Source organism: Vibrio sp. GJ43-1 (genome assembly GCF_055808835.1).
In genome coordinates this window covers 1693501-1719960 of the sequence record NZ_CM147884.1, presented here as the reverse complement: position 1 = coordinate 1719960, position 26460 = coordinate 1693501, and the positions used below count along the sequence as shown (strand labels likewise).

General features: G+C 44.2%; 22 protein-coding genes, 3 tRNA genes and 4 pseudogenes. 11 read left to right on the top strand and 18 right to left on the bottom strand.

What is annotated here, in order from left to right; translation table 11 throughout:
* Positions 1-20 precede the first annotated feature (20 nt).
* The 4 genes from fliP to flhB are packed head-to-tail and all read left to right on the top strand — an operon-like array spanning position 21 to position 2970.
* Positions 21-764 carry a flagellar type III secretion system pore protein FliP gene (fliP, locus tag AC0L66_RS08340; RefSeq protein WP_473569203.1) on the top strand — a complete coding sequence of 248 codons (744 nt, stop codon included), beginning with the start codon at positions 21-23 and terminating at the stop codon, positions 762-764.
* Complete coding sequence (gene fliQ, locus AC0L66_RS08335; protein WP_265673065.1) at positions 761-1030, top strand: flagellar biosynthesis protein FliQ; 270 nt, start codon at positions 761-763, stop codon at positions 1028-1030. Before fliP ends, fliQ begins: the two co-directional genes overlap by 4 nt.
* A gap of 4 nt (positions 1031-1034) precedes the next feature.
* Positions 1035-1814, top strand: coding sequence for a flagellar biosynthetic protein FliR (gene fliR / locus AC0L66_RS08330; RefSeq protein ID WP_265673066.1), 780 nt, complete (start codon positions 1035-1037; stop codon positions 1812-1814).
* Positions 1807-2970, top strand: a complete 1164-nt coding sequence (gene flhB / locus AC0L66_RS08325; protein ID WP_265673067.1) for a flagellar biosynthesis protein FlhB — start codon at positions 1807-1809, stop codon at positions 2968-2970. The genes fliR and flhB overlap by 8 nt, the downstream gene beginning before the upstream one ends.
* 23 nt (positions 2971-2993) lie before the next feature.
* Here flhB and AC0L66_RS08320 read toward each other — a convergent pair.
* The 4 genes from AC0L66_RS08320 to AC0L66_RS08305 form a co-directional block, all read right to left on the bottom strand.
* A tRNA-Val gene (locus tag AC0L66_RS08320) sits at positions 2994-3070 on the bottom strand.
* Between the two features lie 60 nt (positions 3071-3130).
* Positions 3131-3207: transfer RNA gene (locus AC0L66_RS08315), tRNA-Val, on the bottom strand.
* Positions 3208-3255: 48 nt separating this feature from the next.
* Positions 3256-3332: transfer RNA gene (locus AC0L66_RS08310), tRNA-Val, on the bottom strand.
* Positions 3333-3491: 159 nt separating this feature from the next.
* Complete coding sequence (locus AC0L66_RS08305; RefSeq protein ID WP_265673069.1) at positions 3492-4160, bottom strand: DUF2726 domain-containing protein; 669 nt, start codon at positions 4158-4160, stop codon at positions 3492-3494.
* A gap of 153 nt (positions 4161-4313) precedes the next feature.
* Between AC0L66_RS08305 and AC0L66_RS08300 the strand changes: the two genes are divergently transcribed.
* Entirely contained in the window at positions 4314-4862 is a 549-nt protein-coding gene (locus AC0L66_RS08300) for a lipocalin family protein (RefSeq protein ID WP_265673070.1), read from the top strand.
* On the opposite strand, the gene AC0L66_RS08295 is transcribed toward AC0L66_RS08300, so the two are convergent.
* Positions 4846-5610 carry an MBL fold metallo-hydrolase gene (locus tag AC0L66_RS08295; protein WP_265673254.1) on the bottom strand — a complete coding sequence of 255 codons (765 nt, stop codon included), beginning with the start codon at positions 5608-5610 and terminating at the stop codon, positions 4846-4848. The two genes, AC0L66_RS08300 and AC0L66_RS08295, sit on opposite strands and share 17 nt — an antisense overlap.
* A 189-nt stretch (positions 5611-5799) precedes the next feature.
* On the opposite strand from AC0L66_RS08295, the gene AC0L66_RS08290 reads away from it, so the two are divergent.
* Complete coding sequence (locus AC0L66_RS08290; protein WP_265673071.1) at positions 5800-6510, top strand: glycerophosphodiester phosphodiesterase family protein; 711 nt, start codon at positions 5800-5802, stop codon at positions 6508-6510.
* Positions 6511-6651: 141 nt separating this feature from the next.
* Here the strand turns inward: AC0L66_RS08290 and AC0L66_RS08285 are convergent, their stop codons facing one another.
* On the bottom strand, positions 6652-7560 hold the full coding sequence (locus AC0L66_RS08285; RefSeq protein WP_265673073.1) for a LysR family transcriptional regulator: 909 nt from the start codon (positions 7558-7560) through the stop codon (positions 6652-6654).
* A 95-nt stretch (positions 7561-7655) separates the two neighbouring features.
* Between AC0L66_RS08285 and AC0L66_RS08280 the strand changes: the two genes are divergently transcribed.
* On the top strand, positions 7656-8615 hold the full coding sequence (locus AC0L66_RS08280) for a DMT family transporter (protein WP_473569087.1): 960 nt from the start codon (positions 7656-7658) through the stop codon (positions 8613-8615).
* Positions 8616-8718: 103 nt separating this feature from the next.
* A pseudogene (locus AC0L66_RS08275) lies at positions 8719-9826 on the top strand (M20/M25/M40 family metallo-hydrolase).
* Positions 9827-9938: 112 nt separating this feature from the next.
* Here AC0L66_RS08275 and AC0L66_RS08270 read toward each other — a convergent pair.
* The 3 genes from AC0L66_RS08270 to AC0L66_RS08260 form a co-directional block, all read right to left on the bottom strand.
* On the bottom strand, positions 9939-10292 hold the full coding sequence (locus tag AC0L66_RS08270; protein WP_473569086.1) for a ribosome recycling factor family protein: 354 nt from the start codon (positions 10290-10292) through the stop codon (positions 9939-9941).
* Positions 10271-10708 carry a DUF3859 domain-containing protein gene (locus AC0L66_RS08265; RefSeq protein ID WP_265673078.1) on the bottom strand — a complete coding sequence of 146 codons (438 nt, stop codon included), beginning with the start codon at positions 10706-10708 and terminating at the stop codon, positions 10271-10273. Before AC0L66_RS08265 ends, AC0L66_RS08270 begins: the two co-directional genes overlap by 22 nt.
* 145 nt (positions 10709-10853) lie before the next feature.
* Positions 10854-11225: an ATP-binding protein gene (locus tag AC0L66_RS08260; RefSeq protein WP_265673079.1), complete on the bottom strand. Its 372-nt coding sequence runs from the start codon at positions 11223-11225 to the stop codon at positions 10854-10856.
* Between the two features lie 194 nt (positions 11226-11419).
* Between AC0L66_RS08260 and metA the strand changes: the two genes are divergently transcribed.
* The gene (gene metA / locus AC0L66_RS08255) at positions 11420-12361 is read left to right on the top strand and encodes a homoserine O-succinyltransferase MetA (protein ID WP_473569084.1); all 942 of its coding nucleotides are present in this window, start codon (positions 11420-11422) and stop codon (positions 12359-12361) included.
* 109 nt (positions 12362-12470) lie between these two features.
* On the opposite strand, the pseudogene AC0L66_RS08250 reads toward metA, so the two are convergent.
* Positions 12471-14135 (bottom strand): annotated as a pseudogene (locus AC0L66_RS08250) (AMP-binding protein).
* A 239-nt stretch (positions 14136-14374) separates the two neighbouring features.
* On the opposite strand from AC0L66_RS08250, the gene pilW reads away from it, so the two are divergent.
* Positions 14375-15085 carry a type IV pilus biogenesis/stability protein PilW gene (gene pilW, locus AC0L66_RS08245; RefSeq protein WP_473569082.1) on the top strand — a complete coding sequence of 237 codons (711 nt, stop codon included), beginning with the start codon at positions 14375-14377 and terminating at the stop codon, positions 15083-15085.
* 3 nt (positions 15086-15088) lie between these two features.
* Here pilW and rlmF read toward each other — a convergent pair whose 3' ends face one another.
* From rlmF to AC0L66_RS08215, 6 genes and pseudogenes are all read right to left on the bottom strand, one after another.
* A complete protein-coding gene (gene rlmF / locus AC0L66_RS08240; RefSeq protein ID WP_473569080.1) occupies positions 15089-16117 on the bottom strand; it encodes a 23S rRNA (adenine(1618)-N(6))-methyltransferase RlmF in 1029 nt (342 codons plus the stop codon).
* On the bottom strand, positions 16095-16610 hold the full coding sequence (locus AC0L66_RS08235; RefSeq protein ID WP_265673084.1) for a YgjP-like metallopeptidase domain-containing protein: 516 nt from the start codon (positions 16608-16610) through the stop codon (positions 16095-16097). Before AC0L66_RS08235 ends, rlmF begins: the two co-directional genes overlap by 23 nt.
* Positions 16611-16840: 230 nt before the next feature.
* Positions 16841-18012, bottom strand: a pseudogene (gene nhaA / locus AC0L66_RS08230) (Na+/H+ antiporter NhaA).
* A 339-nt stretch (positions 18013-18351) separates the two neighbouring features.
* Positions 18352-19467, bottom strand: a complete 1116-nt coding sequence (locus tag AC0L66_RS08225) for a lipocalin-like domain-containing protein (protein WP_473569078.1) — start codon at positions 19465-19467, stop codon at positions 18352-18354.
* A pseudogene (locus AC0L66_RS08220) lies at positions 19468-21922 on the bottom strand (ABC transporter permease).
* Positions 21903-22574 carry an ABC transporter ATP-binding protein gene (locus AC0L66_RS08215; RefSeq protein ID WP_265673089.1) on the bottom strand — a complete coding sequence of 224 codons (672 nt, stop codon included), beginning with the start codon at positions 22572-22574 and terminating at the stop codon, positions 21903-21905. Before AC0L66_RS08215 ends, AC0L66_RS08220 begins: the two are co-directional and overlap by 20 nt.
* A gap of 265 nt (positions 22575-22839) precedes the next feature.
* Between AC0L66_RS08215 and AC0L66_RS08210 the strand changes: the two genes are divergently transcribed.
* The gene (locus AC0L66_RS08210; protein WP_473569076.1) at positions 22840-24267 is read left to right on the top strand and encodes a DUF2867 domain-containing protein; all 1428 of its coding nucleotides are present in this window, start codon (positions 22840-22842) and stop codon (positions 24265-24267) included.
* 246 nt (positions 24268-24513) lie between these two features.
* Here AC0L66_RS08210 and AC0L66_RS08205 read toward each other — a convergent pair whose 3' ends face one another.
* Positions 24514-25545, bottom strand: a complete 1032-nt coding sequence (locus AC0L66_RS08205) for a hypothetical protein (RefSeq protein ID WP_473569075.1) — start codon at positions 25543-25545, stop codon at positions 24514-24516.
* Positions 25546-25642: 97 nt separating this feature from the next.
* Positions 25643-26455: a PhzF family phenazine biosynthesis protein gene (locus tag AC0L66_RS08200; protein ID WP_473569074.1), complete on the bottom strand. Its 813-nt coding sequence runs from the start codon at positions 26453-26455 to the stop codon at positions 25643-25645.
* Between the last annotated feature and the right edge of the window lie 5 nt (positions 26456-26460).

The following is a 26460-nucleotide window of genomic DNA, read 5'->3' as shown; positions in this document are numbered from 1 at the left end:
CGCAGGTACCTTCAAGGATGATGATACTCATATACTTTATCGCAGGCGCATCGCTCGCCCTAATGCCGAATACAGTGCATGCTGAAGCGCTGACCATTCTTACCGAATCTCAAACCTCCGAAGGGAATGAATACAGCGTCAAATTGCAGATCTTAATCCTAATGACGATGTTAAGTTTTGTTCCTGCATTCGTCATCATGTGCACCAGTTTTACCCGCATCGTCATTGTTCTTGCGATACTTCGACAAGCATTGGGCTTACAACAAACGCCTCCCAATCAAGTGTTGGTCGGAATTGCCCTCATTTTCACCTTGCTGATCATGCGACCCGTCTGGACTTCGATCTACGATAAAGCGTACCTCCCTTACTCTCAAGATGAAATTACGCTGGAACAGTCTATTGCGATTGCAGAGGTCCCATTACGCCGATATATGTTGGATCAAACTCAACGTAAAGCGTTAGAGCAAGTGACAAAAATTGCTGGTGAATCAACACTGGCCACTGACAAGGAGATTCCGTTTCTCATTTTGCTCCCCGCTTATTTACTTAGCGAACTCAAAGTTGCTTTTCAGATTGGGTTTATGCTGTTTTTGCCATTTTTGGTCATAGATTTGGTTGTCGCCTCGGTACTCATGTCCATGGGGATGATGATGCTATCACCACTGATTGTTTCGCTTCCTTTTAAACTGCTTATTTTTGTTGTAGTGGATGGTTGGGGCCTATTAATGGGCAGCTTGGCGAGTAGCTTTTGGATTAGCGCATGAGCCCAGAACAAGCTGTCACACTCGTTAGCCAAGCTATTTGGGTCATTATTTTAATGGTTTCTGTGCTCATTTTACCAAGCTTAATTGTTGGTTTAGTTGTGGCTATTTTCCAAGCGGTAACACAAGTCAACGAGCAAACATTGAGCTTTTTACCGCGACTTTTGGTGACATTACTCTCCATTATTTTGGCAGGCCACTGGCTAATTCAAGAAATCAGCGACCTTTTTATCTTCGTTTTTACCGCCATTCCAAGTGAAATTGGCTAATGTTATGACCGTGACGTTTACCGACATAACTCAGTGGCTCGGCATATTATGGTGGCCCTTTGTTCGGTTAACCGGGCTATTTATTATCGCGCCGTTTTTTGGAGATAAGGTTATTCCGGTTCGCGTAAAAGTACTGTTTGCCTTCCTCTTTTCCTTATTGCTCGCGCCTCTTATTCACCATGTTCCCGCGTTTAACCCATTTTCAATCGACACCCTTATCTTTACCTTATATCAGTTAATTTTCGGATTTTTAATTGGCTTCGCCGTAATGATATTTTTCACTATCTTTTCAGTGGCAGGACAAGCCATTTCTATGCAAATGGGGCTGGCAATGGCTGTCATGAATGATCCGGCCAATGGTGTGAGCATTGCGATTATTGGAAGAATTATGTTTATCACTGCTATGTTACTTTTTCTGTCCTTAGACGCCCACCTTGTTATCCTTTACGTCTTTAAACAAAGCTTTCACTTTTGGCCTCTGGACTCAGTTTTTCCATTCAACAGCATAGAATATGTACTTAAAATGGTGTCATGGATGTTCGCAACCGGCTTACTCGTTGCGGTACCTGCAATTGTTGTAATGCTACTTAGTAATATTACTTTTGGTCTAATGAATAAAGCAGCACCAGCACTGAACGTTTTCGCTCTAGGGTTTCCAATGACAATGTTACTTGGACTCTTTGCTCTGATGGCTTCATTGACAGGGATTGGAGACCATTACTTCGATCTGGTCATTGAGCTCAACGACCATTTGCTTTATATGCTAAGGCTACCCAATGGCTGACAATCAAGATTCTGGCGATAAAAGCGAACAACCCAGTCACCACAAACTCAATAAAGCACGCAATGAAGGGCAAATACCCCGTGCTAAAGAGTTCGTATCCTCCGTCACACTGATTTGCGTCGTTGGCTACTATATTGCGAGCCTAGAAACCATTAAACAGACATTCGTCGAGTTATTCTTAGCATGCTTCCAGTTTACCATTAATGACATCCACCAGCCTATTTCCGCTATAGAGCTACTCGGCAGTGCTTTGTTTGGCATGATTATGCTCTTTTTCCCCTTGTTAATTTATCAGGCTATCGCTGCGGTAATTGGTTCTACATTGCTTGGTGGATGGGTTTTTAGCCCTTCCTTATTGGTACCGAAGTTTGAAAAAATAAGCCCCATTAAAGGGTTGAAACGCATATTCTCCAGCCAATCTCTGGTTGAACTGGCGAAAAACAGCGTTAAGGTCACGCTATTCTTCACCCTTTTGTACTGGGTAATTTCTCGCTACATCTCTGTTATTACCAATTTAATTGGATCGCATTTTGATACAGTCGTACTTTCCATCTCTTCCATTACCGTAGAGTACTTAAGCTATCTACTTTTTCTCGTGTTGCTATTTGGCTTGTTAGATTTCCCTTACCAACGCCACGAGTTTACCAAGCAAATGAAAATGACTAAGCAAGAAGTGAAGGATGAGCACAAAGAGCAAGAAGGGAGACCCGAAGTCAAAGCGCGCATTCGACAAATTCAAATACAGAACGCAAAAAGAAATGCCAATGAGAGAGTGCCTAAAGCTAACGTCATTTTGGTCAACCCAACGCATTACGCTGTCGCTCTGATCTATGACCTATCGCAGGCAGAAGCGCCTTTCGTCGTGGCGAAAGGTAGAGACGATGTCGCGATTTATATCAAGAAATTAGCAACGAAGCATCATGTAGAAGTCATACAAAGTGCTGAACTGACGCGCGCAATTTATCGCACCACACAAATAGACCAAATGGTACCGAACCAATTATTTGTCGCCGTCGCGCACATCCTAACTTATGTCAATCAACTCAAGCAGTGGCGACAAGGGAAAAGAACTAAGCCAGCACGATTGCCCGCTTTTTATATACCGAAAGAATGGTCTGATATCAACGATTCTGCAGATACAAAAAAGCCCACATAAAGTGGGCTTTTTTGTATTGAATTTGGTGCCCGCTACTGGACTCGAACCAGTGACACCTTGCATGTCATGCAAGTACTCTAACCAACTGAGCTAAGCGGGCAAATTGTTATGCTGTTAACCGCGAACCTAAAAGATAAACTTAAAGATAAACTTAAAGATATGGTGCCCGCTACTGGACTCGAACCAGTGACACCTTGCATGTCATGCAAGTACTCTAACCAACTGAGCTAAGCGGGCATATTGTTACGCTGTTAACGGCTTACCTAAAAGGTAAACTTAAGGATTTGGTGCCCGCTACTGGACTCGAACCAGTGACACCTTGCATGTCATGCAAGTACTCTAACCAACTGAGCTAAGCGGGCGTTATTCCTTAGAACGAGGAAGATATTAACGAGAGATATTGGGCTGTGCAAGCACATTTTTGTATTTTTGATGTTGTTTGGCGCTTATATCACCAGTTCGCTTTGTTTTTGTGCTTTTGTCCCTGAAAATACAACTCTTTTCCATTTTCTCAGTGGTCACTAAGGACGTTCAGGGTCGTCTTCAAACACAACATTATAATTTTCTGTGTACTGACATAATGGCTGGCGACTGCAGGTGAAGAATCGACGACCTTTCAAATTGCCCTGCGTTGCCGTTTTGATGTTCATTGGACTACCACAACGTTTACAGAACCGAACTTCTTTCTCTGGCTCGATAAGATCAATGTGCGCTCCAATAAGGCGGCGTAATTTACTCACTTGGTAGCTCATTTTAACACTTGCACCAATCAACGGCAGTTCCGCAGATTTACAGACTTGTATAATTAGTTTTTGACGTTCTATCTTCCCCTGGTGCAACTTTTGACCATCATCGTATTCAATCACCACGCGAGGTTGCAGCGTACGTGGGTCACAAATAACAAAATCGAAGTAGCTTTTTGCTATCACGTTGTTGGCGATGTACCACTGTTTTTTATTGGCCGTTTGGGTCGGTGTAACCACATTGGAAAGGTTGACTTTCGTAAGGATCAACCCATGCTCGCCTACCGCTTCTCTTAATGCATTATAAAATGCGGTTTGAGGCGCCGATAAGATGGGTCCTTTCGCTTTATATCGATAGGTTTTGGTATCTTCTTGTTTAACGAAAAATTTAAGCGCGACAAAGAACAAACCGACCAGCATTGCAAGAACGAGAAATATTTCAAACATTAATTGTGATTACCTTTGTAGCCAACTCTGACTTTTAGACCGTTAACGAGAGTATGCGTAATACCAGTTTTATGCAATATTTGTCGAGTTTGATCGTTGATATTTCAAATAAACATTTATAATCAAAGAAGTATTCTCAATCAGGAAACGTAGATGGACCTTCACATTCGTAAATTCATGATGCTTAGCATGATGGTGCTATTGACCGCTTGTACTGGTATGCCGAGCACCGTACAGCCTATTAACCAATTTGAACTTAATCGCTATCTCGGACAATGGTACGAAGTCGCTCGATTGGATCATAGCTTTGAGCGCGGCTTAGATAATGTCTCCGCATTTTACTCCATTAACAAAGATGGCTCAGTAAAAGTCGTCAATCGTGGTTGGAACCGTGAAGACAATGAATGGTCCGAAGCAGAAGGGAAAGCTAAGTTCGTCGATACACCAGATATCGCCCATCTAAAGGTGTCTTTTTTTGGGCCTTTCTATGGTAGTTATGTCGTTTACTATCTTGAGGACGACTACTCGGTAGCACTAGTGAGTGGCTACAATTTGGATTACTTCTGGCTTCTTTCCCGAACTCCAACCCTACCCCAAGAAGCACTAGACAACTATATTCAAAAAGCAAATAAAGCGGGGTTCGATACCGACTCACTCATTTTTCCAAAGCAAGACAAAGCTCAGATCAAGAAAAACGATTAGACAATCCATTCAATAGCTTTTTGGTTTTAATTTTAACCACCCGCCAGTGAGTCACTGGCGTTCTTGGCGCCGTATCCAACAAGTGCTCCATGGCTTTTTGATCAAAGGTGACCGGACTGCGGTGCGCTAACAGCACTTGCTTCGCATTCAGTTGATACACTTTCTTAATCGACGCTCGATATTGATTAGGGTGAAAAACTGGAAATGGTGCCACCAAATTTTGCTTAACTTGCACCATAAGGTCCGCCACGTAAATAACCGCCTGCCCTGCGTGGTAAACAGAGATATCCCTATCGGTATGACCGGGCGTTGCAATGACCTGCCAATCCGAAAAATTGGGGATCCGATCACCATCCACGACACCAAACTGTGGAGTGAGCGACTTTTTATACCATAAATTCTTTCGTGGTTTCCCCATACGACTCGCCATCCACCACGCTAATGAAAGATCAGCAAGGTGCATGAAAAATCCGTCAATGCCTCGATACCATTGATGGGTTTCGTTAGAAGACACAATATCACAGCCACAAAGTGCTCTAAGGCGATTGGCTGCGCCTGCATGGTCAGGGTGCATGTGAGTGACCACCACGACTTTTAGGTCAGTCAATGGACGAGTCAGCTCTTTAGTAATAAAGTGGCAAATAGTGCTAACGTCGGCTCGGCTTGCACCATCAAGCAGTAACAATTTATCTGGATATTCAACTAAGTATATCTGTTGAATATAGCCTTTTATGTTATGTATTTTCATCATGACTTCAACTGGTCTAATCTCTTTCGATAAGATAGCCTTTTATTTACAAATTCGCAACATAACCACATCCTCTAATACACCCCCCTATCGTTGCGGCGTATTTTCAATTGTCGTTCATTGAGTTAAGCCATAGAATGATCCCATTGACTGACGCAGCTCAAGCGTAAAAAGAAACAGGATTAATCTATGAGCTTAATTGTGGCTGGACATCGTGGTGTTGCAGGAACCCACCCGGAGAATACCTTAATTAGTATCAGGGAAGCCAAACGACTGGGTTTGAATTGGATTGAAGTGGATGTACAGCCCACTCAGGACGACATTCTTGTGATTTGTCACGATCATACGGTTGATCGCTGCAGCAATGGACACGGTCGTGTCGACAAATTATCACTGGCGCAGTTACAACAACTCGATTTTGGCGCATGGAAAGACAAACAATATCGAGCAGAGCCCATATTAACGTTAAAGGCGCTGTTGCAGTATTGCGATGAGAACCAGCTTTGCGTCAATCTGGAAATCAAGATAGACACACATGATGCCCATCACGTTGTATCGTTACTTGAACGCGATCTTGCCGCTAGCGCTATCAACCGCGAACAGCTGCTCCTTTCCAGTTTTAGCGCCAGCGTCATGCAAGCGCTCTACTCGGCTAATCTGGGAATCAAACTAGGTGTATTGGGAAACAGACTCAATAACAAATTACTTCGATTGATCGACGACGTGGAAGCCTATAGCTGCCACCTAAACTACCGCTGGCTGAACCAACGGCATGTACAAGCATTAAGGCGAAAACAGGTATCTATTTGGTGTTATACCGTCAACAATCCAAAATCTTTCAAACTGCGTGATTACGTTGACGGTATTTTTAGCGATTTTCCTCAACGTTTTACTCGTTAAACGTTTTACTCAATTCGACGGCCACAATCACGATAATGAAGCGCCTTCATCACGACATGCGCTTCATCTCACACCCCAGAGCATTCTATTACTTGCTACGTCGACGGCTCTGCCATCGCATCCACTATGCCATCGCGTCCACTATGCCATCGCGTCCACTATATAGTCGATAAACGCTCGCCGACGTGCTGGCATATATTTGGATTGTGGAAACTGCATCACCACGAGCCCCTGATACCGTGAGTTAATTTTCCAATCAGGCAGTACCGGAAGTACGTCTCCTTTCAGCAGGGCTTCCCGAACAACAAACTCCGGAAATACCCCTATACCAAAGTCTTGTTGTACCGCATTTAGTCGCATTTCTGAATGATTCACACTAAAGCGCCCATCGACTTGTACTTTCACCACATCGTCATCACGAGTAAAAACCCATTGATTGTCATTAGGTGATTCGTTTAAGAATAAGCACTGATGCTGTAATAGCTGGTTAGGTTCAAATGGTACACCATTTGATTGCAAATACGTTTTGCTCGCGCATAGTACTGTTTTAATGTTCCCTAGGTTCTTGGCGACAAGATTTTCACGCGGTGAATGTGTCAACTCAAAGACGATATCTAAATTGTGACCAAACGGATCAACAAAATCATCACTCACAAATAGCCTCAATTTGACCTTGGGACATTGCCTTAAAAACGACAGCAGCAGCGGTTCCAAAATATGACGGCTAAAGGCTTTTGGGGCGGCAATCCTCAACTCGCCAGTTATCTCTTGGTCACCTTGACTTGTGATAACTGAAATATCAGTGGCTGCCTCCATGATTTTTTTCCCAAATTCATAGACGGCCTTACCAGCATCTGTGGTGACCTGCTTTCGTGTCGTTCTTTCAAGTAAATCGGTCGCCAGCGCCGACTCAAGCCGACTCACCTGACGACTCACCCCAGATGGCGTCACACCAAGACGTTGTGAGGCAGCCGTAAAACTTCCTGATTCAACAACAACGACAAACGCGGCGATGTCGGGTAAGAGACCCATCAATTTATTTGTGTCCACTGGTCATCACTCCTTTGACTACTGGAGATATTATTATTTCGCTATTCATAAGTTAGCATAAGCACAGTGTTATTTAACGGAAGAATATCAGACAAATGCAGATTAGCCGACATTATGCATATGGACTACCATCAAGTATTGCCATATTGGGACTGTTGTTCGTTTCCGTCATGTGGGGAACGAGCTATGGGGTATCAAAGAAATTACTGACCCTAATGCCACTAGAACAACTTCTATTTGCACGCTTTGCTATAAGTAGCCTAGTACTCGGATCGATTCTTGTTAGAAAAAATGTGGTGGCGGACTTTTTCGTCTCTCCTCGTCGCTACCTAACGGTAGGCATGACGACCGGTTTCATTCTTACCGGTATTTTCATTACCGAAACGTGGGCCGTAATGTTAACGCAAGCAAGTGAAGTTGCCGTACTTATAAGCCTTTGTGTGCTCTTTACCCCGTTTATAGAACGTCTTTGGCTAAAAACAATACTTCCCGTGTCTCTCTACTTGTACTGCTTGTTAGGGGTAATAGGCATCGTATTAGCGTCCAATACCAATTGGCATGCCATTGTCCTAAACGACATAGACCTTAACGACAGTGTCATTCTGATACTGACCGCAGCCATCCTACGCTCGATTATGGTGGTGGCTTGCCGCAAAGCATTGAGTGATTCGGCGCTAAGTTTAGAATTGGTGACGTTCATTCAGCTCACCGTCGTCACCATGTCGATGCTTGGACTCATTATTTACAATTATAACGCCACCCAAACGATACAGATGCTCTCATTATTTGGGCTAGAAGAAACCCTTTATCTTTTATACCTTGCACTAGCCTGTACGTTGCTGGCATTTTTTCTACAGAATTACTCCGTGAGATTTTTAAGTGCCAGTCATGCTTCATTACTCATGGCAACCGAACCATTATTTGGACTGCTATTTTCGGTGTTTTTTCTAAGTGAAGTGCTCACGCTTTTGCAGTGGGGAGGCAGCATATTGATTGTTTCTACTACAATGGCCGCGTGTTACCAATTTTCTAAGCAAAAATCCTCTCAAAACTAAGCAATAAATCTGAAATGCGGCGGTTTTTTTGATTTATCTCAGGTCTAGCACGTAAACATAGGGTGTAAAGTAATCCTCCCTGTTCTAAACCTGAAAGAATTCTATGACCCATGTAAATACGGACCGTTTGGTCAACCATTTCTTTGAACTTGTAAAAATCGACAGTGAATCTGGCAACGAAAAAGCCATCGCAGAAGCAATATCTGAACAGCTAGGCGAGCTTGGATTTACCGTTAGCAAACTTCCCGTTCCAGAGAAGTACACCAATGGTTTTAATGTGTACGGTCGACTTGAAGGCACCCTAGAAGGCAGCATTGTTTTTAGCGCCCATATGGATACCGTTTCTCCTGGTATTGGCATCGAGCCAATCATCGAAGATGGTATTATTCGCTCGAAAGGCAACACGATCCTTGGTGGAGACGACAAATCTGGTATCGCTGCCGTAATGGAAGCCGTTCGATGCCTAAAAGAGCAAAACGTTGCACACAAAACGATTGAAGTGGCTTTCACCGTTCATGAAGAAGGTGGTTTGTTTGGCTCTGAATACTTCGACATGTCATTCATCCAATCTGACAAAGCCATTGTTCTTGATACAGGCGGCGCAATTGGTAGCATTGTAACTGGCGCACCAGGGCAACAGAAAATCATTGCAAAAATCACTAGGTCGCCCCGCTCACGCTGGTCTTGCTCCTGAAGAAGGCATTAGCGCAGCGAGTGTTGCTGCCGATGCTATCATGAACATGAAGCTACTGCGCATTGATGAAGAAACCACGGCAAACATCGGTATGATCAATGGTGGTCAGGCAACAAACATCGTAATGCCTGAACTCACTGTTATCGCCGAAGCACGTTCTTTGAACGGTGACAAACTGGCTGCACAAGTTGAGCACATGATTGCAACGTTCGAAGCTTCAGCGAAAAAGTTCGGCGCGACGGTTGAGATCGAATCAACACGTGCTTACAACGCCTTTGTTATCGCAGAAGATGATGCACACGTACTGCAAGTAAAAGCAGCCTTTGCCAAGAATGGCATTGAAGCAACCACCAAACACACGGGTGGCGGTAGTGATGCAAATAACTTCAATAAGAAAGGGCTAACCACCGTCAACCTTTCAACAGGTATGGCGAAAGTACACACCACTGAAGAATACATTGCCATTGATGACATGGTAAAAATCACTGACTTCGTGATTGCTTACGTTACAGCGTAGAGTACGTATTTTGAAGCCACTCCCTGAATTCGGAGTGGCTTTTTTACGCCTTAAATCCAAATCACAAAGAAGAATACGCTCAGAATTATTTACAGGGTCGAATTGTTCGTTTCTACAACCCTTCAAACTCATCAATGGCTTTTCGTGCCTCTACCAAGCTACAACCAGATTCATGCATCAGTTCAGCCACGGTAATATCGGGATTTTGCTCCAACACCTGCTGAATAGGTGACTTATACTCTGCCAACACTTTATCAACCGCCACAGCAATCCACCCCACATCAGATTCAAGAGCGAAGCGGGACAATGATTGGGGGTTGCCAATTAATGTCCAGTTTCGAGATCGTCGGATACGCTTCAACTGACACTTCAGATCACTCGCGAGCTGGATTAAACGTTGCTTATCATCGACTCTATGTACAAAGCTATTCAGCCGAATGGTCACTAGAAGCCGCGATTTTTCCAAAACTGCCCCTCGTCTCTCGCCATCACTTTGAATTTTTTCTCCGCGACGACTTTGCCTTGTAACGACATTTCCATCTTCCATTCACCCAAATTGCTTTCTAGTCCCTCTGTTGGATGGAGCAACTGAATCGTATCGCCTAAATAGAAGTCCCAATCATTACTATTGATGTGTTCTTCCCCATCAAAAGGCTCTAATACTTGCCCTTTTTTACCGACAATGCCGGGATGGAAAATACAAAACTGAATTCGCTCGCCTTTGGCCTTTTTGATGTTCACAGTGAAACCAAACTCCACCTGTTCATCGGCGGTAACGTTAGTCGTAAACTCCTGAATTTTCGGCAATGTTTTCGCGCTAGAATCCCACGTAGAGTAAATACCATATGACGTCATTTCAACAATTGGTGAGCGTTTTGCCATCTATCTTTTCCTATTTCATATTGCTTATTGCTTATTGCTTATTGCTTATTGCTTATTGCTTATTGCTTATTGCTTATTGCTTATCATCAATAGCGAACTCGCCGCTTAATATCAAGCTGCTTCGCGATTAAAAAAATGCAACGACTTAGTCTTGCCAGCGACGTTGCATTTTATCAATCACAGCTTGCTCTACACCATGGATATTGGCATAACGCCCCCGGCACACTCTAATTTCAATCTCTGCATTATGGCGTATCGCCATCTGTTGATACGCTTTCATTTCCCAGCGACGAATAAACGTATTGGCAACCACCACGTCGTTACCAAGCGACAGTTGTTGTTCAGCTTGACCCTGGCACCAAAGGTGCGCCTCCTCAATACGAGACGCGTCATATTGGTACAAACCACAGTCATCCACAAAGAACATATCTGCTTCGATATGGAAGGCTGATAGGGTCTGCGCCAAGGTTGATTTACCCGAACCCGGTAAACCCCGAATTAATATCAATTTCGTCACAATAATCCAATGATTACACGCTGCGGTTATATTCGGTTCATTATACAGAAATTACTTTCGTCATCAGGGGGAAATCTCGCGTAAGTCAATGTTGTGGTCGACTTGGTACCAATTAACGGTCGACAAGACTACATGTTTCAGTTAACTTTAGATGTATAGACGTCCAAAACACCAATTAGCTTAGGGAGTAAGCTGTGCCAATTAAGATTCCTGACCAACTGCCCGCATCCGATGTACTTCGTGAAGAAAACATCTTTATCATGCCGGAAACTCGTGCATCTTCTCAGGAGATCCGCCCGCTTAAAGTGCTCATCCTCAACCTCATGCCTAAAAAAATTGAAACGGAAACTCAATTTTTAAGACTACTCTCAAATAGCCCTCTTCAGGTGGATATAGAGCTACTGCGCATTGACGATCGCCCAAGTAAAAACACACCGACAGAACACCTCGACAATTTCTATCGCCAATTTGAGATGGTTAAAAACCGTAATTTCGATGGTTTAATCATCACAGGCGCACCTCTTGGCTTAGTTCAGTTTGAAGATGTCATGTACTGGGATCACCTACAAACCATTATGAATTGGGCAAACAAGCATGTGACCTCAACGCTCTATGTGTGCTGGGCAGCTCAAGCAGGATTAAAACTGCTTTATAATTTGCCAAAACGGACACGTAAAGAAAAACTATCTGGTGTCTATCACCATTCAGTCCACCAGCCCTATCACCCTGTGCTACGTGGGTTCGATGACTCGTTTCTTGCGCCACATTCACGTTATGCAGACTTCTCGGTTGAGTACTTAGAAGAACACACCGACCTCGACATTCTCGCAACATCTGACGTCGCTGGTGTGTACCTAGCAGCGACAAAAGATAAACGAAACGTATTTGTAACTGGTCATCCGGAATACGATGCACTGACTCTTCATAACGAGTATGTTCGTGATCTTGGCGAGGGAATGGAGCTTACGATTCCGGTTAACTATTACCCCAACAATAACCCAGATAACAAGCCTTGTGCCAGCTGGCGTAGTCATGGACATCTGCTATTTGCCAACTGGTTGAACTACTGTGTTTATCAGCAAACACCGTACGATTTGGATCACTTCAGCGCGGACAATTTTACCGTGACTGACTAGTGTTCTTAATTGAGTCATGGTTAGCATTAAGCCACCACGGCTAGCATAGAAAAAATCCCTAAAGACGCACATCTTTAGGGATTTCTAATTCTGCATTCCCGCGACTGACTTATCGCAGCTCTCGTCGTAAGATTTTACCAACATTGGTTTTTGGTAATGAATCTCGGTATTCGATTACTTTCGGTATTTTGTAGCTTGGTTAAATGCTGTCGACAGTGCTTCTTGATCTCTTCGACTGTCACTTGTCCGTTGGTAACGACCACCAACTTTACTCTTTCGCCTGCGACATCGTCTGGCACACCAATAGCAGCAGCTTCAACAATTTTTGCGTGTAACGTGGCAACTTCTTCAATTTCCGTCGGGAATACATTAAATCCAGACACTAGGATCATGTCTTTCTTACGGTCTTCAATAAAGAAAACCCCACGTTCATCCATTCTTCCAATATCGCCAGAATACAGCCAACCGTCATCCGTGAGCACCGCGTGAGTCTCAGCTTCCTGCTTCCAGTAACCTTTCATCACTTGATCGCCACGGATCTGAATTTCCCCGACCTGATTGATACCTAGCTCATTACCTTGTTCATCCACAATGCGTAATTCTGTACTCGGTAACGGGACACCAACGGCAGGAACAAAACATTGCTGAGTATGAATACCACCCGCCACTACCGGGGAGCATTCCGTTAAACCGTACCCTTCAATAATTGGCATGCTTAGTGATTTTTTGCCACTCATCGGCGACATGCTTTTGTGTTGCCATCCCTCCAGCGATGGTGAATTCGGCATGAGAGAAGTCCAATTGTTTAAATTTGGCGTGATTGTTGAGTGCAGCGAACAGAGTATTTAAGCCAAACACCATCGTAAATGGGTATTTACTGAGATCATTAACAAAAGAATCCAGGTCTCTTGGGTTGGTGATCAATAGGTTTGTACCACCCATATACATCATCAACATCATACTCACCGAATTGGCAAAGATGTGATAAAGAGGCAAAGGTGTGACGGCGTGCTCTTGCTCTTGAGCCGTACGCGGACCAAAATGACCAAACACCTGTAATACGTTGGCGATGATGTTTCGATGTGTCAGCATCGCCCCTTTCGCTAAACCAGTTGTGCCACCGAGTATACTGTAGATACGCTAAATCATCACTTGTTATGCTCGGTGGATTAAAGTCTAGCTTCTTACCTTCCGTCAACACGCGACGCAGAGAAATCGCGCTAGGTAAATGATACTTAGGCACCATTTTCTTCACGTATTTCACCACAAAGTTGACTAATGTTCGCTTATGGGGCGCCAACGCATCACCAATACTGGTTAAAATTACGTGTTTTATACTGGTTTTCGCGACGACTTTTTGCAAGTTATCACCAAAATTGGTGACAGCAACAATGATGGTCGCGCCAGAGTCTCTCAGCTGATGTTCCAATTCTCTAGGTGTATAGAGAGGGTTAACATTAACTACCACTAAACCTGCTTTTAATGCGCCTAATATGGTAATCGGATACTGCAGTAAGTTAGGCATCATTAAGGCAATTCTATCGCCCTTCTTTGCACCTAGCGTCGACTGCAGGTACGCCGCAAAGGCGTCACTTTTTTCATTTAACTCTCTGTAGGTTAGAGAGTGGCCCATATTGATAAAGGCAGTCTTATCGGCAAATTCTGTAAATGAGCGCTCAAACAGCGCATTGATGTTTGGAAAACGGTCTATGTTGACGTTCTCTGGCACATCATCTGGGTAGGTATTTAACCATGGTTTTTTTTCAAAAGTCATTCTTGCGCCACCACTTAATTTCTTCGCCAATACTGTAGCGAAGTTCATACGCCAGATATAGATTAGAGTCGTTATTCTAACTTCGTTCGCTTACTTTATGAGCAACTTGCTTTTACAACGTCCGTTATTTCTGAGCGTTCACTCGCACTGGTGCGCTCAACCACACCGGATAAGAGTCTAAGTGCTTATCATGTAGAGCATGAGCTTATAACATTGAGCGTTCAAAAAAGGTAAATAACATGGTGAAGTGGCAGACATTCGCTTTAATCGTAATGTCACTTTTAGTTGGCTGCGTGACGGTTGATGAAAGTAAGAATAATGTGCAAAAAGACCCAGTTGCTATCGCCGAATCACGTATTGAGTTGGGACTCGGTTACATGAAGCAAGGGGATTACGCCCGAGCAAAACAGAACTTTGAAAAGGCAATAGAACATGCGCCTAAGTACTATCGCCCAGAATTAACCCTAGCCTATTACTATGAAACTGTTGGAGATGTCAAAGCAGCACAACACGCCTATGAACGAGCGACCAACGCTTACCCCAACAACGGAACTGTTTTAAACAACTACGGGACATTTCTGTGTAAAAAAGGGGACTATAAAAAAGCAGAACACTACTTTAACCAAGCCATTGAGCAGCCTTTTTATTATCAAGTCTCATCAAGTTATGAAAATGCCGGATTGTGTGCGCTGAAGGCGAACCACCTAAAGAAAGCCGAAGCATATTTTGTTAAAGCGCTTGATCACCAACCTCTACGCCCAAACGCGACAATACAACTCGCGGCTATAGAGGTTAAAAACCATCAATTGAAAGAAGCTCGTCTGCGTTTGTTGGCATTTAACCAACGCTACGGCTATCAAAAGGCAAGTTTGAGGGTGTTGATCGACCTTGAATCGAAAGCAGGCAATAGAGCAATGGTCAAGAAGTACCAATCATTGCTCTCTCAGTAACGCTTACTTCAACGTTTTAGCAAACTGACTTCGCTGCTGTGTTGACATAAAACTCCATGCGACAAAACGGCTTTTTTTCTGACCCTGCGCCATTTCTTGTATCACAATTTCTGTCGCGCCTAATTGCTCCAGTTTTTTGGTCAGTGGTCTTATATTGTCTTTTTTGGAAAGTAAGGTACTAAACCAAATCACTTGCTTAGAAAAACGCTCACTCTCTTGTGCCATTTTGGCGACAAATGCGGCTTCGCCACCCGGACACCATAACTCAGCTTTTTGTCCACCAAAGTTAAGGGCTGATGTTTCAACTGATGCTGCATTACTGCCCCTTTGCTGGCGGTTCTGCCCAAGGTTCTTAACTTTGCGTTCCGAGCCCTGCCTCGCCTCTTCTAATGATTTGTGAAACGGTGGATTGCACGTGGTGACAACAAAGAAATCTCCAGGGTGAATCACCCCTTCAAAAATTGTATCTGGGTTCGCTTGCTGACGAATATCGATTTTTTTTGCCAGCGACGGATTATTATCAACAATGTGTCTTGCAGCTTCAATGGCACTAGCGTCTATCTCTGAACCAACCCAGTTCCAGTGATACTGCGATGCACCAATAATAGGGTAAATGCAATTAGCCCCGACGCCTACGTCCAGCGCGCGCACTTTGATTTTTGCACCGGGCTTGGCTAGATCTCGGTTTAAGTGCTCACTTAACCAATGAATGTAATCTGCTCGCCCTGGAATTGGAGGGCACAAAAACCCTTCCGGAATATCCCAAAACTCAACGCCATATTCAGACATAAGTAGCGCTTTATTAAGCAACTTAACCGACAAAGGATCAGAAAACGATATCGTATCTTCGCCATTGGGATTTTTCGTCATGACCGCTTTCAATGCAGGAACGACATTCACCAAAGCATCGAAGTCATATCGCCCATGATGTCGGTTATTTTTATGTAGGCCCGCCGCCGCTCGTTTCTCGATTACAGGCGTCGTTTGCAACTCTTTAGCGGTATTTTTGTTAACGTTTTTTGGCGTTTTCATTCATCAACTCTTTGTAAATCATAAAAAGACGGGCATCAAACTCAAGCTGATGATAGTTAGGTTCCATATGACAGCACAATTGGTAAAACCCTTTATCGTGCTCTTTCTCCCTAACATGAGCCAGTTCATGCACCACTAGCATTCTCAGTAAAGGCTCCGGGGCATCTTTAAAAATGCTCGCAATACGGATTTCATTCTTTGCTTTCAGCTTCCCACCATGAACTCGGGAGACGTAAGTATGCAGACCTAGCGCATTGTTAATCAGATGAATCTTGCTATCCCAAACCACTTTAGTGATTGGGGCCGTTTTTTTCATAAATCGTTGTTTGATTTGCATCGTGTAATCAAACAACGCCTTTTCACTTTTTATTTGGTGCGTGTCAGGGTAACGCTGCTCAAACCACGTGATAAAACGATTCGACTCTACTAATCCTGAGACTTGCTCAATCAGGTTTGCTGGATAACCCGTGATATACTTCAGTGATTGGTGCATTGAACTCCCCTTATAAAGAAGCGCCATTCTAGCGATGCATCCTATCTAAAGAAAGCGATTAGAGGAATATCTTACCTTTATCTCACCCTAAGGGCGAAAGTGAACACCATTGGATAAAAATCAGTCTGCACGCCCCATCACAGTCACCGCAAGCTAACGTCACCATGACCTCTAAGACAAAAAAACCCAACCGAAGTTGGGCTTAATTACATCAAGTTATTCCTGAGGATTTAATATTGCTCTTTTGGCTCAGGTGCTGCTTCCTTTGGTAACGAGGCATTAAGTAAGCCGTAACCAAGAATCGCCGCAGTCGTCGACCCCATCAAGACACCTAATCTTGCGTAGGTATCAAATTCAGGGCTAACACCCACAAACGCAAGTGAAGCAATGAAAATCGACATGGTGAAACCAATACCACATAGCACACTAGCTGCAAACACCTGCTTGAAGTTAATCCCTTCAGGAAGCTTAGCCACGCCAAACTTCACTGCAGCCCAGCTAAAGGTAAAGATGCCCAAAGGTTTACCAATCAATAGACCTGCTGCGATACCCAAAGGTAGCATTGATGTTAAACCTTCTATTGATACGCCTTGCAGCGAGATGCCTGCGTTCGCGAAAGCAAATATCGGTAAAATACCAAAAGCCACATAAGGATGGAGTGTATGTTCCATGTGTTTCAGCGGAGAGTGCTCTCCCGGTTTACCTTGAAGCGGTATAGCGAAACCAAGAACAACACCAGCCAACGTTGCGTGGACACCAGAAGCCAATACGCTGACCCACAATACCAAACCAACCGCGAGGTAAATTGGCAGTTTTGTCACTTGCTTCGAGTTCAGCGCAAACAGCAGTGCTGTCATTGCAAAGCCAATTGTAAGGGCAAGTGTTGACAAGTCACTGGTGTAAAATAACGCAATGATAACCATAACACCTAGGTCATCAATGATTGCTAGCGCCAACAAGAATACTTTAAGTGCAATCCTGGTACGCGGTTACCAAGTAACGCCATAATACCAAGAGCAAAAGCGATATCCGTTGCTGCTGGAATCGCCCAGCCGCTCATTGCTTCAGGATCGCCTGAATTAAAGAGAACGTAAATAAGTGCAGGAACGACCATGCCGCCTACTGCAGCAATGGCTGGGAAAATCGCAGTCTCGCGAGACTTCAATGCACCCTCTAGTAACTCTCGTTTTACTTCTAGACCGATCAACATGAAGAATACCGCCATCAAGCCGTCGTTGATCCAGTGAGAAATAGATAAACCAAACACGTAGGTATGAAGTACGCTTTGATAAAGCTCATTGAGAGGAGAGTTAGCAACAACCATCGCAATCGCAGCTGTAATCACCAAGATGATACCACCTGCTGATTCCATCTTAAAAAAGTCACGAATGACGTCGTTCATAGATAAACCCTTTATAGTTATTCGTTTTGTTTGAATAGTTAGATTCTATATCTAGTTAATTTACAGAAAAAATCGATTGTACGGAGGTTAATTGTAGGAATAACCGAATATTAACAGGAAACTATTCGAGATATCCATAAAATAATACACCAACTATGAATAGTATAGTGCAGAAAGATGCTGGTGATGACAAACAGCTGCGTAGCTTGTACGGCTGTCAATATCATCTTGATTTAGAAAATTCTGAAAAAAAGTAGCAAAAGAAAAAATGTTGCTGAGTAACAACATTTTTTAGATGAATGGAAGCTTGCGAACTGTCCTAAGGCTGGGGTGTTTGTACTAGTAGCCGCTCAGTTGAATATAGCCGGAAACAATATGTGAACCTCTAGTACGGACTGGGCCTTGCCACTGAGGAACCACAAAGTTAACCCAGTTCACCTGTTTTCCAGCCTTAATGACAAGGTCAATATCATGACTTGGTATGCTGATCTTCCAATTTAAAGGCACGCGAGCTCCCCCATTGAACTCTGTGAACTTAAGCGCTTTTAGCGTAATCGCATCATCGTCAATGGTGGTAACGTGTCCGTCATCATCTATCACGCTTGCGCTGACGAAAGGCATATTATCTTTATATCGGTATTGGCTAACCATAAGAACACGTTTCTCGGACAGTCTTACAATAAAATTGTCTTCACCAACGTAATTACCACCCACCAATTCACTGCCCCACTCTTTTGAGAGCCAAGCATTGCCTATCACCTTAAAGCTCTTACCATTAGGAAGCGAAATTTGTCCTGAAGACTTAATAAATGGCGCTTCAATCGCGTAAGAGGCTCGTGGTAAAAGATCATGCTTTATATGATAGCCATTCTCTCCGATAACCGCATACTGCCCGTTACGTTCAAACTGCAAGTTAACGTTAAATGTTTCCGTCGAGATCTTTAAATTACCAGGCATAGGATCGTTCGATAAAGAACGCCAAGACCAGTCATCAATCCATACTCTAAAGGGCCGACTCACGCCCCCCGCTTGGCCTACACCACCGCGAGCAATTCGTTGGTCGGTAAACATACCAAGATGGCTAGTCAACACGACGTTAGAGATATAAATTTGTGGATCTTCCCAGCCTGTCTTCACTCGATCATCACTGGCATAGCGGAAGAAGCGCCATCTCATCCAATACGTTTGTCCGTGCTCATCGGTCAATTTCGTAACAAGTTGCCACCACTCATGTTGATACTCGGGGTGAAAGCGAAAATCCTTAGGTAATGTCACGACACGATCAGGCAATACCGGCTCAAAAACTTTCTTGCCCGGGGAGCCAAATATCGTATTGATGTGGGATGTTTTCGAGCGAGTGATGCGTTGCTCATCCTCTTTAAGGATCCCAACAAATGACACCGCTACGACCACCACTAAGCAACATGAAAAAATAAGTTTCTGCAGTCGATTCATTTACAACGCATCTCTTAATGAGTGGATCGGTGAATTCCTAATGAGTCTTAACACCGGAATCGCGCCAGCGATCACCAGCGCCAACATGCTCCACAAACATGACGTTAAATATTGCCACGGCACAATTTGTAGCTGCAAAGACCAACCAAAGGACTGCTTAATAACAATATCGACGATTAACTGCGCTAAGGCGATACCCAACGGCATCGCGATGGCGGCGGAAATCAATCCGAACACCAACAATTGCAGGCCGCCCATCAGCACAAGCTCTCTTCCTGAAATACCGAAACAGCGTAATAACGACGTATGCCGCTGCCTAGAGACTTCACCTGCTATCGTCGAGAAGAAAATACCAAAAACCGCTATCACCAGTGTGATATTACCCAGTGTATCGGCAATCGAAAAAGTACGGTCAAAGGTTTGCATCGCTTCTTTGTGAATAGTCGTATTGTCATATATACGCTCGGTGTTTAACCTAAAGGTACTCTGTAGTCGCCGCTGCACCAAAACTGATTGGTCTTTATCCTTAAGTACCGCACCAAGGGCAACATCACCTGATCCCGAGAAATGAGCGAGCCAACGATTTTGTGACATAAGCACTTGATGATAAGGGTTGCCATAGTCGTAATACACACCGATGACTTGCCAATTGCGACCTAACGGTTTACCTAAATTCAGGTAATCACCTGGTCTTAAGCCTTGTTTTAGAGCCATCGACTCACTAATCATCACGCCTCTTGAGTGATGTAAATGATACCAATAGTTTGGAATAGCAATTTTAACCGTCAGAGAGTCCAACTCGCCAACAGAATCGCCAGTACTCACGACTTGCATCATGCCATATTTGCTGGGCATTTCTTCTTCCCAACGCCACCATACGCGGTCAACTTCTGGTTGACTCTCTAACCAATGGCTCATTCGACTCGCATTATTACTCGTAGGGTAGACATAGATATCTGCCGCTAAACGTTGAGTTAGCCATCTATCGGTGGTATCTCGGAAGCTACCCACCATCGTTTCAACGCCCATGTTTGCCGCGAGAGCCAGCATAAAGGCCATATTCGCAACACCACGATAACTCATGCTGGCCGCCGCATCGGCAAAGAACCATCTTACCTTGACCCATTTAAGGGAAAAGGACAGCCCCGTAAACACTTTCCAGATAATAAATGGCGTGATGAGTGCGACGCTGAGTAGCATCAATACAATAATGGCGTAACCCGAACTTTGCGACTTAGGCGCTTGATAAATAGCGATCGCGGCGACACAAAAACCACACGCAACAAACGCTTGCCACGTGAACTCAGCACCAGTAAAGCGCATTAAAGATAAGCGAGACGAAAGCCGAATTGGCTGCGATTTAAGCAGGCGAACTAAAGGCCAGCCACAAGATATAACGGCACCCGCAAATGCTAACAAAAAGCTGTAAATGCTCCATTGCCAACTCCACTCAATCGTCAACCCGATATTCGCATCATATAAGTCACTTAGGCTTTGAGATACAGCAGGAATAAGCTGATTGGCAAGTAGCAAACCAAAGACATTACCCCCTAGCCAACTCAAAAACACTAAGCTAGGCGAGTTCAAGACAAAGCGCCTGTGCTAATTGCCAGCCGGACACCCCTAACTGACGTAGACTACCTACTAGTGGCTGACGCTGAGCTAAGGACAAAGACATCGCTTGGTAAAATATGAATAAACCCACAACAAATGAGAGCATACTCATTGCGGTCAAATTGGTGTGGAAGGCTTTGGTTAATGCCTCTAGCTGCGATTGAGAACTCCGAGAAAGCGTCATCCCATTGGGAATGCGCTTACGCAAAGCTTCGAGTTTTTCCGAGGACATTTCACCACATGCAATAACTGATAATCCGGAAGAGCGCTTAAGACTACGCAGCAATGACATATCCGTCAGTATACGCGTTCCGCGGATACCACTTTTTTTGTCGATTTTTATCGGTCCGAGTAATACCCCATCCTCTAGTGGTATCACATCACCAGCAACCCAGCCTTTAAGCTTGGCTAAGTCAGCACTAACAATTACCGTCGACGGTACTTTAATCAGGTCTTGGGACGCAATATCACTGATCGTGACCGAGTTTCTTAATTGCAGTAACGCTATCGGGTCAACACCAACAAGATTTAACTCCAGTCCATCTTGTGAGGTGACTTTGTGCATATCAAATGGGACACACTGTTTAAAACCCTCACGACGCAATTGGATATAAAAACCCTGCGGTATTTTCGTATCCGCGTGTTTTGGTCGAATTCGATATGGAACAGGATTGGCAAACAGCTTTTCACCGCTAGCATAAGCTTGCTTCGCATGATGGTTAATCGCCGTCACACCTACTAAAAGTGAAACCCCTAGCGTTAACCCTAACCAAACTAATAATATTTGCAGTGGATGGCGGCGATAATGCCCAAGTAGCGCCTTAACTACGGGCAATAACATGCAATTGCCCCCCTTGAAGGCGTATACACCCATCCATATGGCTGGCCACTTTTTCACTGTGGGTGACCACCAACAAAGTGCACTGTAATTGTTTGGTTAACGATGTCAGCAAGCGCATCACAGCTTCTGCATTACGCTCATCAAGACTCCCCGTAGGCTCATCCGCAAGGAGAATTTTAGGTTCCATATAAAGCGCACGAGCGATCGCCGCTCGCTGTTGTTGACCACCGGAAACTTCTTCTGGATAACGCCCTAATAATGCCATGAGATCTAATGCAGATAATATCTGACGCCATAAGCCTCGATCTTCTGGTAAACCTTTAATTTGACGGCAGAATCGGATGTTGTCTGCAACATTCAGTGTCGGAAGTAAATTGAATTGCTGGAATATGTGACCAATGTTATTTCGACGGTAAGCGGTGCGCATGCTTTCGGTAGAATCATGCATCGCGAAGTCTGGATACCAAATTTCACCCGAATCCACGCGATCAATACCAGCAAGCAAATTCAGAAGTGTACTCTTGCCAGAACCACTCTCACCCATCAACGCTAATTGCTCACCTTGCGACAATGTTAACTCTGCACCTTGCAGTACAGGGTGAAATTCCCCACCGTCGATATAGCCTTTACTTAGGTCAGACAATTTAAGCATTAATACACTTCAATCACATACAAAATTGGAGTGTGAATCTACACTAAAAAGGCTTTTGTAGGAAGCCAATTTAGGCCGTTAAAGGCGAACTGTTCGCTTTTAACGGCAAGATAAGAATGAAATATCGTTTTTTATAAATCTTAGGTACGAACTCGTTTACTCAACCACAGTGAATAGAAACAACAGCATGGAAATAAATAGCGCTATAAACCGTAGAAAACGTGTTAAGTTTTATACAGATAATATTGATTCAACGGAGTGATGAATGAAACGTATTTTAGTGCTTGGAGCCTCTGGCTATGTCGGTTCGCAATTAATTCCTAAACTCCTAGAACAAGGGCATGAGGTCACTGCTGCTGCTCGTCAAATTGAGTATCTCAAAGCTCGTGTCATGCCACACTCTCAATTGAAATTTGAATACCTCGATTTATCCAATCGAGAAGCCACGCTCGCCCTCATACCACATTTCGACATCGTCTTTTTCCTTGTCCATGGCATGGCTCATGGTCACGACTTTCTCGACTACGAACTGACTCTTGCCCGTCATGTCAAAGAGGCTCTCGATATCAGTGACGTTCAGCACGTTATTTACTTAAGTGCGATTCAACCACAAACGGGGAACTCCGAACATTTAGCCGCAAGAAAAGCGACAGGGGATTTACTTAGAACCAGCAAGGTTGCAGTAACTGAATTGAGGGCTGGTGTTATTATCGGACCAGGATCAGCCGCGTATGAAATTATGCGTGACTTTGTCTATAACCTGCCCGTCCTCATTGCCCCTAAATGGGTCGAATCCAAAGCGAACCCCATCGCTTTAGAGAATCTTAACTATTATCTCTTACATTTGATTGCTGAAGACATGCCTTCCAATGTCATTTATGAGGTCGGTGGTCCGGACATTTTATCCTACCATCAACAGTTTCAAATTATATGTGACAGTGTTAACAAGCCTCTTCGCCTTTGGGCAACCAGCCTACTCACCCCAAAGCTCGCCTCGTACTGGCTAGGCGTTGTTACTTCGGTGCCGTCAAATATAGGGCGAGCATTACTCGCTGGATTAGAGCATGATTTCATTGCCAATTCGGCTTCAATCCGGGAGCGTTACCCTCAGCCATTAATTTCCTATGCTGACGCGGTAAAGTCCAGTGTTGAGCAAGAAGGTGACTTTGTCCTAAGCAACGTTTGGGGGTTCGACCCAAGCGCCCTGACTCGCTGGCAAGCTGGATATGGTTACTACCCTAAAAAGACTGGCGCGACGTTAATCACCCGCAAATCCAGTCAGGCGTTATGGGATGTTGTGAAGAAAATCGGCAGCCCCGATGAAGGCTACTTTTTTGCCAATGTACTATGGCGGACAAGAGAGTGGTTGGACATTTTCTTTGGCGGCGGTCGCCCTATTCGACGCGCGCCAAAAGGCCCACAACTTCAGGTGGGGGATTTCATTGATTCATGGAAAGTCATTCGTTGTGAAGAGCCTGGCTTTCTTTCTCTGCTATTTGGTATGAAGGGACCCGGTCTCGGCAGACTTGAATTCACGATTACCGACCTAGGTGACAAGCGGGAAATAAATATCACCGCATGGTGGCACCCCCAAGGGTTCCGTGGCCTACTGTATTGGTTTGCCATGATGCCTGCACATCTATTTATCTTCAAAGGTATGGTTCGCGCGGTGTGTAATAAAGCAAAAGACTGAGCCAAAAGTCGTATTCGGCTCAATTTAATTTAAGCGTGTTACGTAACCTGATACTGAACATGCTTGAATGGTCTCATCGGCGATGACAGGGGCTTCATCTGCACCGATGATTCAATACATCATGTTATTGCTACGACAAACGAACGACTCAACTATTTTGTTCATGGTAACTATGCTGTTCATGGCAACTATTCTGTTAATGGCAACTATTCTGTTAACGACAGCGGGCCTGTTAATCAAAACTGGTTATTCACTTTCCCGACCAATACGGTAGATTTTTTCCGCTCGAGTCCCAAAGAACCAAAAGCTTATCGCTAAAATGGCAAAGAACACGGCTTTGTGTGTCCCTTCCCAAAAGTACTCGATAAAACGAGTGTAAAGATTGATGAAGATAAAGATCAAACCAAACCCTCTCGTCAGTTCATCATCATACTTTATGCCGTGGTAGACAGAAGCAATAGACGCAACAAGTAGTAGCACCGACCAATGAATCAAAGAGAATTGAGTAACATCACTCCATACCGACCAGTCAGCATAGTTTCCAAATACGGACATCAGCCACATAGAGACAAAGAATACTGACATCCCTACCGCTCGTGTCGTAATGGCAAAGTCTTCTTTTGATTCCCAACGACGCAATGCCCATGAACTAGAAGCGATGAGTAATACACCAAACAACACAAAGCGTAGCGGAAGATTTAGCCCAATAAAGTAGCCCAGCTCACTCGCCTGATGAGTTTCAAACCCAAACCAACAACCTAACGACAGTAACGCACATAGCCAAACGATTAGCGATGGAATCCAAAGCCCTAAGACGCCATAAACAAGCGAGGCGATGAGTATTAACTTAGTGACGCTGTCCGTTTGAATCACTTGACCCAGAAAATAAATCGACACTGCAGTACTGATTATTCCCAGTACAAATAATGCTTCATTGCTAAACATTTTGTCCGGAGAAAGCTTCTTACGACGAAGGCCAAATGTGTAAAACAGTGCTGAAATCAACGCGAAAAACCCACTTTTCGCAATATCAGGGGCCGTAAAAATTTCCTCAAATAGCTTAATTAGCCATTCATCAAGCAGCACAGACAGCACTGACAATACAATACAAACGATCGCTATCCAGAATGAGTATTTGGCGATCAACGACCAATCTATTTTTACGATTTGATAGCTGTCCTTCAGCTTATCAGAATCCTCAGAGGTAATAACACCCTGCTCCAGCCATTGATCAATCGCACTTTCTACAATACGACCTTCTCTTTTCGATAACTTCATTCTATCGCTCTTGTCTTGTACCTGTCTCTAACTAGGTATAGGTTAATGTGCGACTTAGCACTAACGATAAACCTCACCCTTTTTTACTGGCGAGACTTTAGATGTACAACTCAGACTTAGAAAACAAAACTGCATCACCAGAAACGAGCACTCTTTCGCCAGAGAGCTCGGCGTACAATATGCCACTTCGTGGCGACGCTTGAAAAGCGACCATTGACGTTTTCCCAAGTTTCTCGCTCCAATAAGGTGTCAATCCCGCATGTATCGAGCCTGTCACTGGATCTTCGTCACCACCACTCGCGGGCCAAAAATAACGAGACACAAAATCGCGCTGCGGATGCACCGACGGCGCCGTGACGACAATATCATAGGGCGCCAACTGCGCTAACACTGAGCTATCCGCTTCAATGCCAATGACATCCTCTTCGGATTCATAGACGGCAAAATACGCTTGCTCATTGCGTAAAATGCAAGTGGGAGCATGTGGCAGCCCTTCGAGCAATGCTCGGGGTATGTCTGTGATGGGTGCGGGGTTCTGGTTGGGAAAGCTCATTTCAATTCGCCCCGTCTCCAACTGTCTAACGGTAAGATCACCGACTTCATTAGTCGAAAACCGGATCGTGTCCGTTGCCGAAACACCCTGTTCCATCGCTAAATGATTATAGAGTACATAAGCCGATGCCAATGTCGCATGACCACAAAAATCAATCTCCGTCAGTGGCGAAAACCACCGAATATAATAGTGATTAGCGGCAATCGGTGTTAGATACGCGGTTTCTGACAAATTATTCTCTATCGCAACGTTTTGCATCCACTGATCACTTGGAAACTCGTCTACCAGCATGATGGCAGCACTGTTACCTTTAAACATCTCAGACGTAAACGCATCCACAATCCATTGTGTTTTCACTTGTT

Coding starts and splice junctions, on each gene's coding strand:
- fliP (WP_473569203.1), top strand. CDS start 21: ATGATACTCATATACTTTATCGCAGGCGCATCGCTCGCCCTAATGCCG.
- fliQ (WP_265673065.1), top strand. CDS start 761: ATGAGCCCAGAACAAGCTGTCACACTCGTTAGCCAAGCTATTTGGGTC.
- fliR (WP_265673066.1), top strand. CDS start 1,035: ATGACCGTGACGTTTACCGACATAACTCAGTGGCTCGGCATATTATGG.
- flhB (WP_265673067.1), top strand. CDS start 1,807: ATGGCTGACAATCAAGATTCTGGCGATAAAAGCGAACAACCCAGTCAC.
- AC0L66_RS08305 (WP_265673069.1), bottom strand. CDS start 4,160: ATGTTTGAAATATTTCTCGTTCTTGCAATGCTGGTCGGTTTGTTCTTT.
- AC0L66_RS08300 (WP_265673070.1), top strand. CDS start 4,314: ATGGACCTTCACATTCGTAAATTCATGATGCTTAGCATGATGGTGCTA.
- AC0L66_RS08295 (WP_265673254.1), bottom strand. CDS start 5,610: ATGAAAATACATAACATAAAAGGCTATATTCAACAGATATACTTAGTT.
- AC0L66_RS08290 (WP_265673071.1), top strand. CDS start 5,800: ATGAGCTTAATTGTGGCTGGACATCGTGGTGTTGCAGGAACCCACCCG.
- AC0L66_RS08280 (WP_473569087.1), top strand. CDS start 7,656: ATGCAGATTAGCCGACATTATGCATATGGACTACCATCAAGTATTGCC.
- AC0L66_RS08265 (WP_265673078.1), bottom strand. CDS start 10,708: ATGGCAAAACGCTCACCAATTGTTGAAATGACGTCATATGGTATTTAC.
- pilW (WP_473569082.1), top strand. CDS start 14,375: ATGGTGAAGTGGCAGACATTCGCTTTAATCGTAATGTCACTTTTAGTT.
- rlmF (WP_473569080.1), bottom strand. CDS start 16,117: ATGAAAACGCCAAAAAACGTTAACAAAAATACCGCTAAAGAGTTGCAA.
- AC0L66_RS08235 (WP_265673084.1), bottom strand. CDS start 16,610: ATGCACCAATCACTGAAGTATATCACGGGTTATCCAGCAAACCTGATT.
- AC0L66_RS08225 (WP_473569078.1), bottom strand. CDS start 19,467: ATGAATCGACTGCAGAAACTTATTTTTTCATGTTGCTTAGTGGTGGTC.
- AC0L66_RS08215 (WP_265673089.1), bottom strand. CDS start 22,574: ATGCTTAAATTGTCTGACCTAAGTAAAGGCTATATCGACGGTGGGGAA.
- AC0L66_RS08210 (WP_473569076.1), top strand. CDS start 22,840: ATGAAACGTATTTTAGTGCTTGGAGCCTCTGGCTATGTCGGTTCGCAA.
- AC0L66_RS08205 (WP_473569075.1), bottom strand. CDS start 25,545: ATGAAGTTATCGAAAAGAGAAGGTCGTATTGTAGAAAGTGCGATTGAT.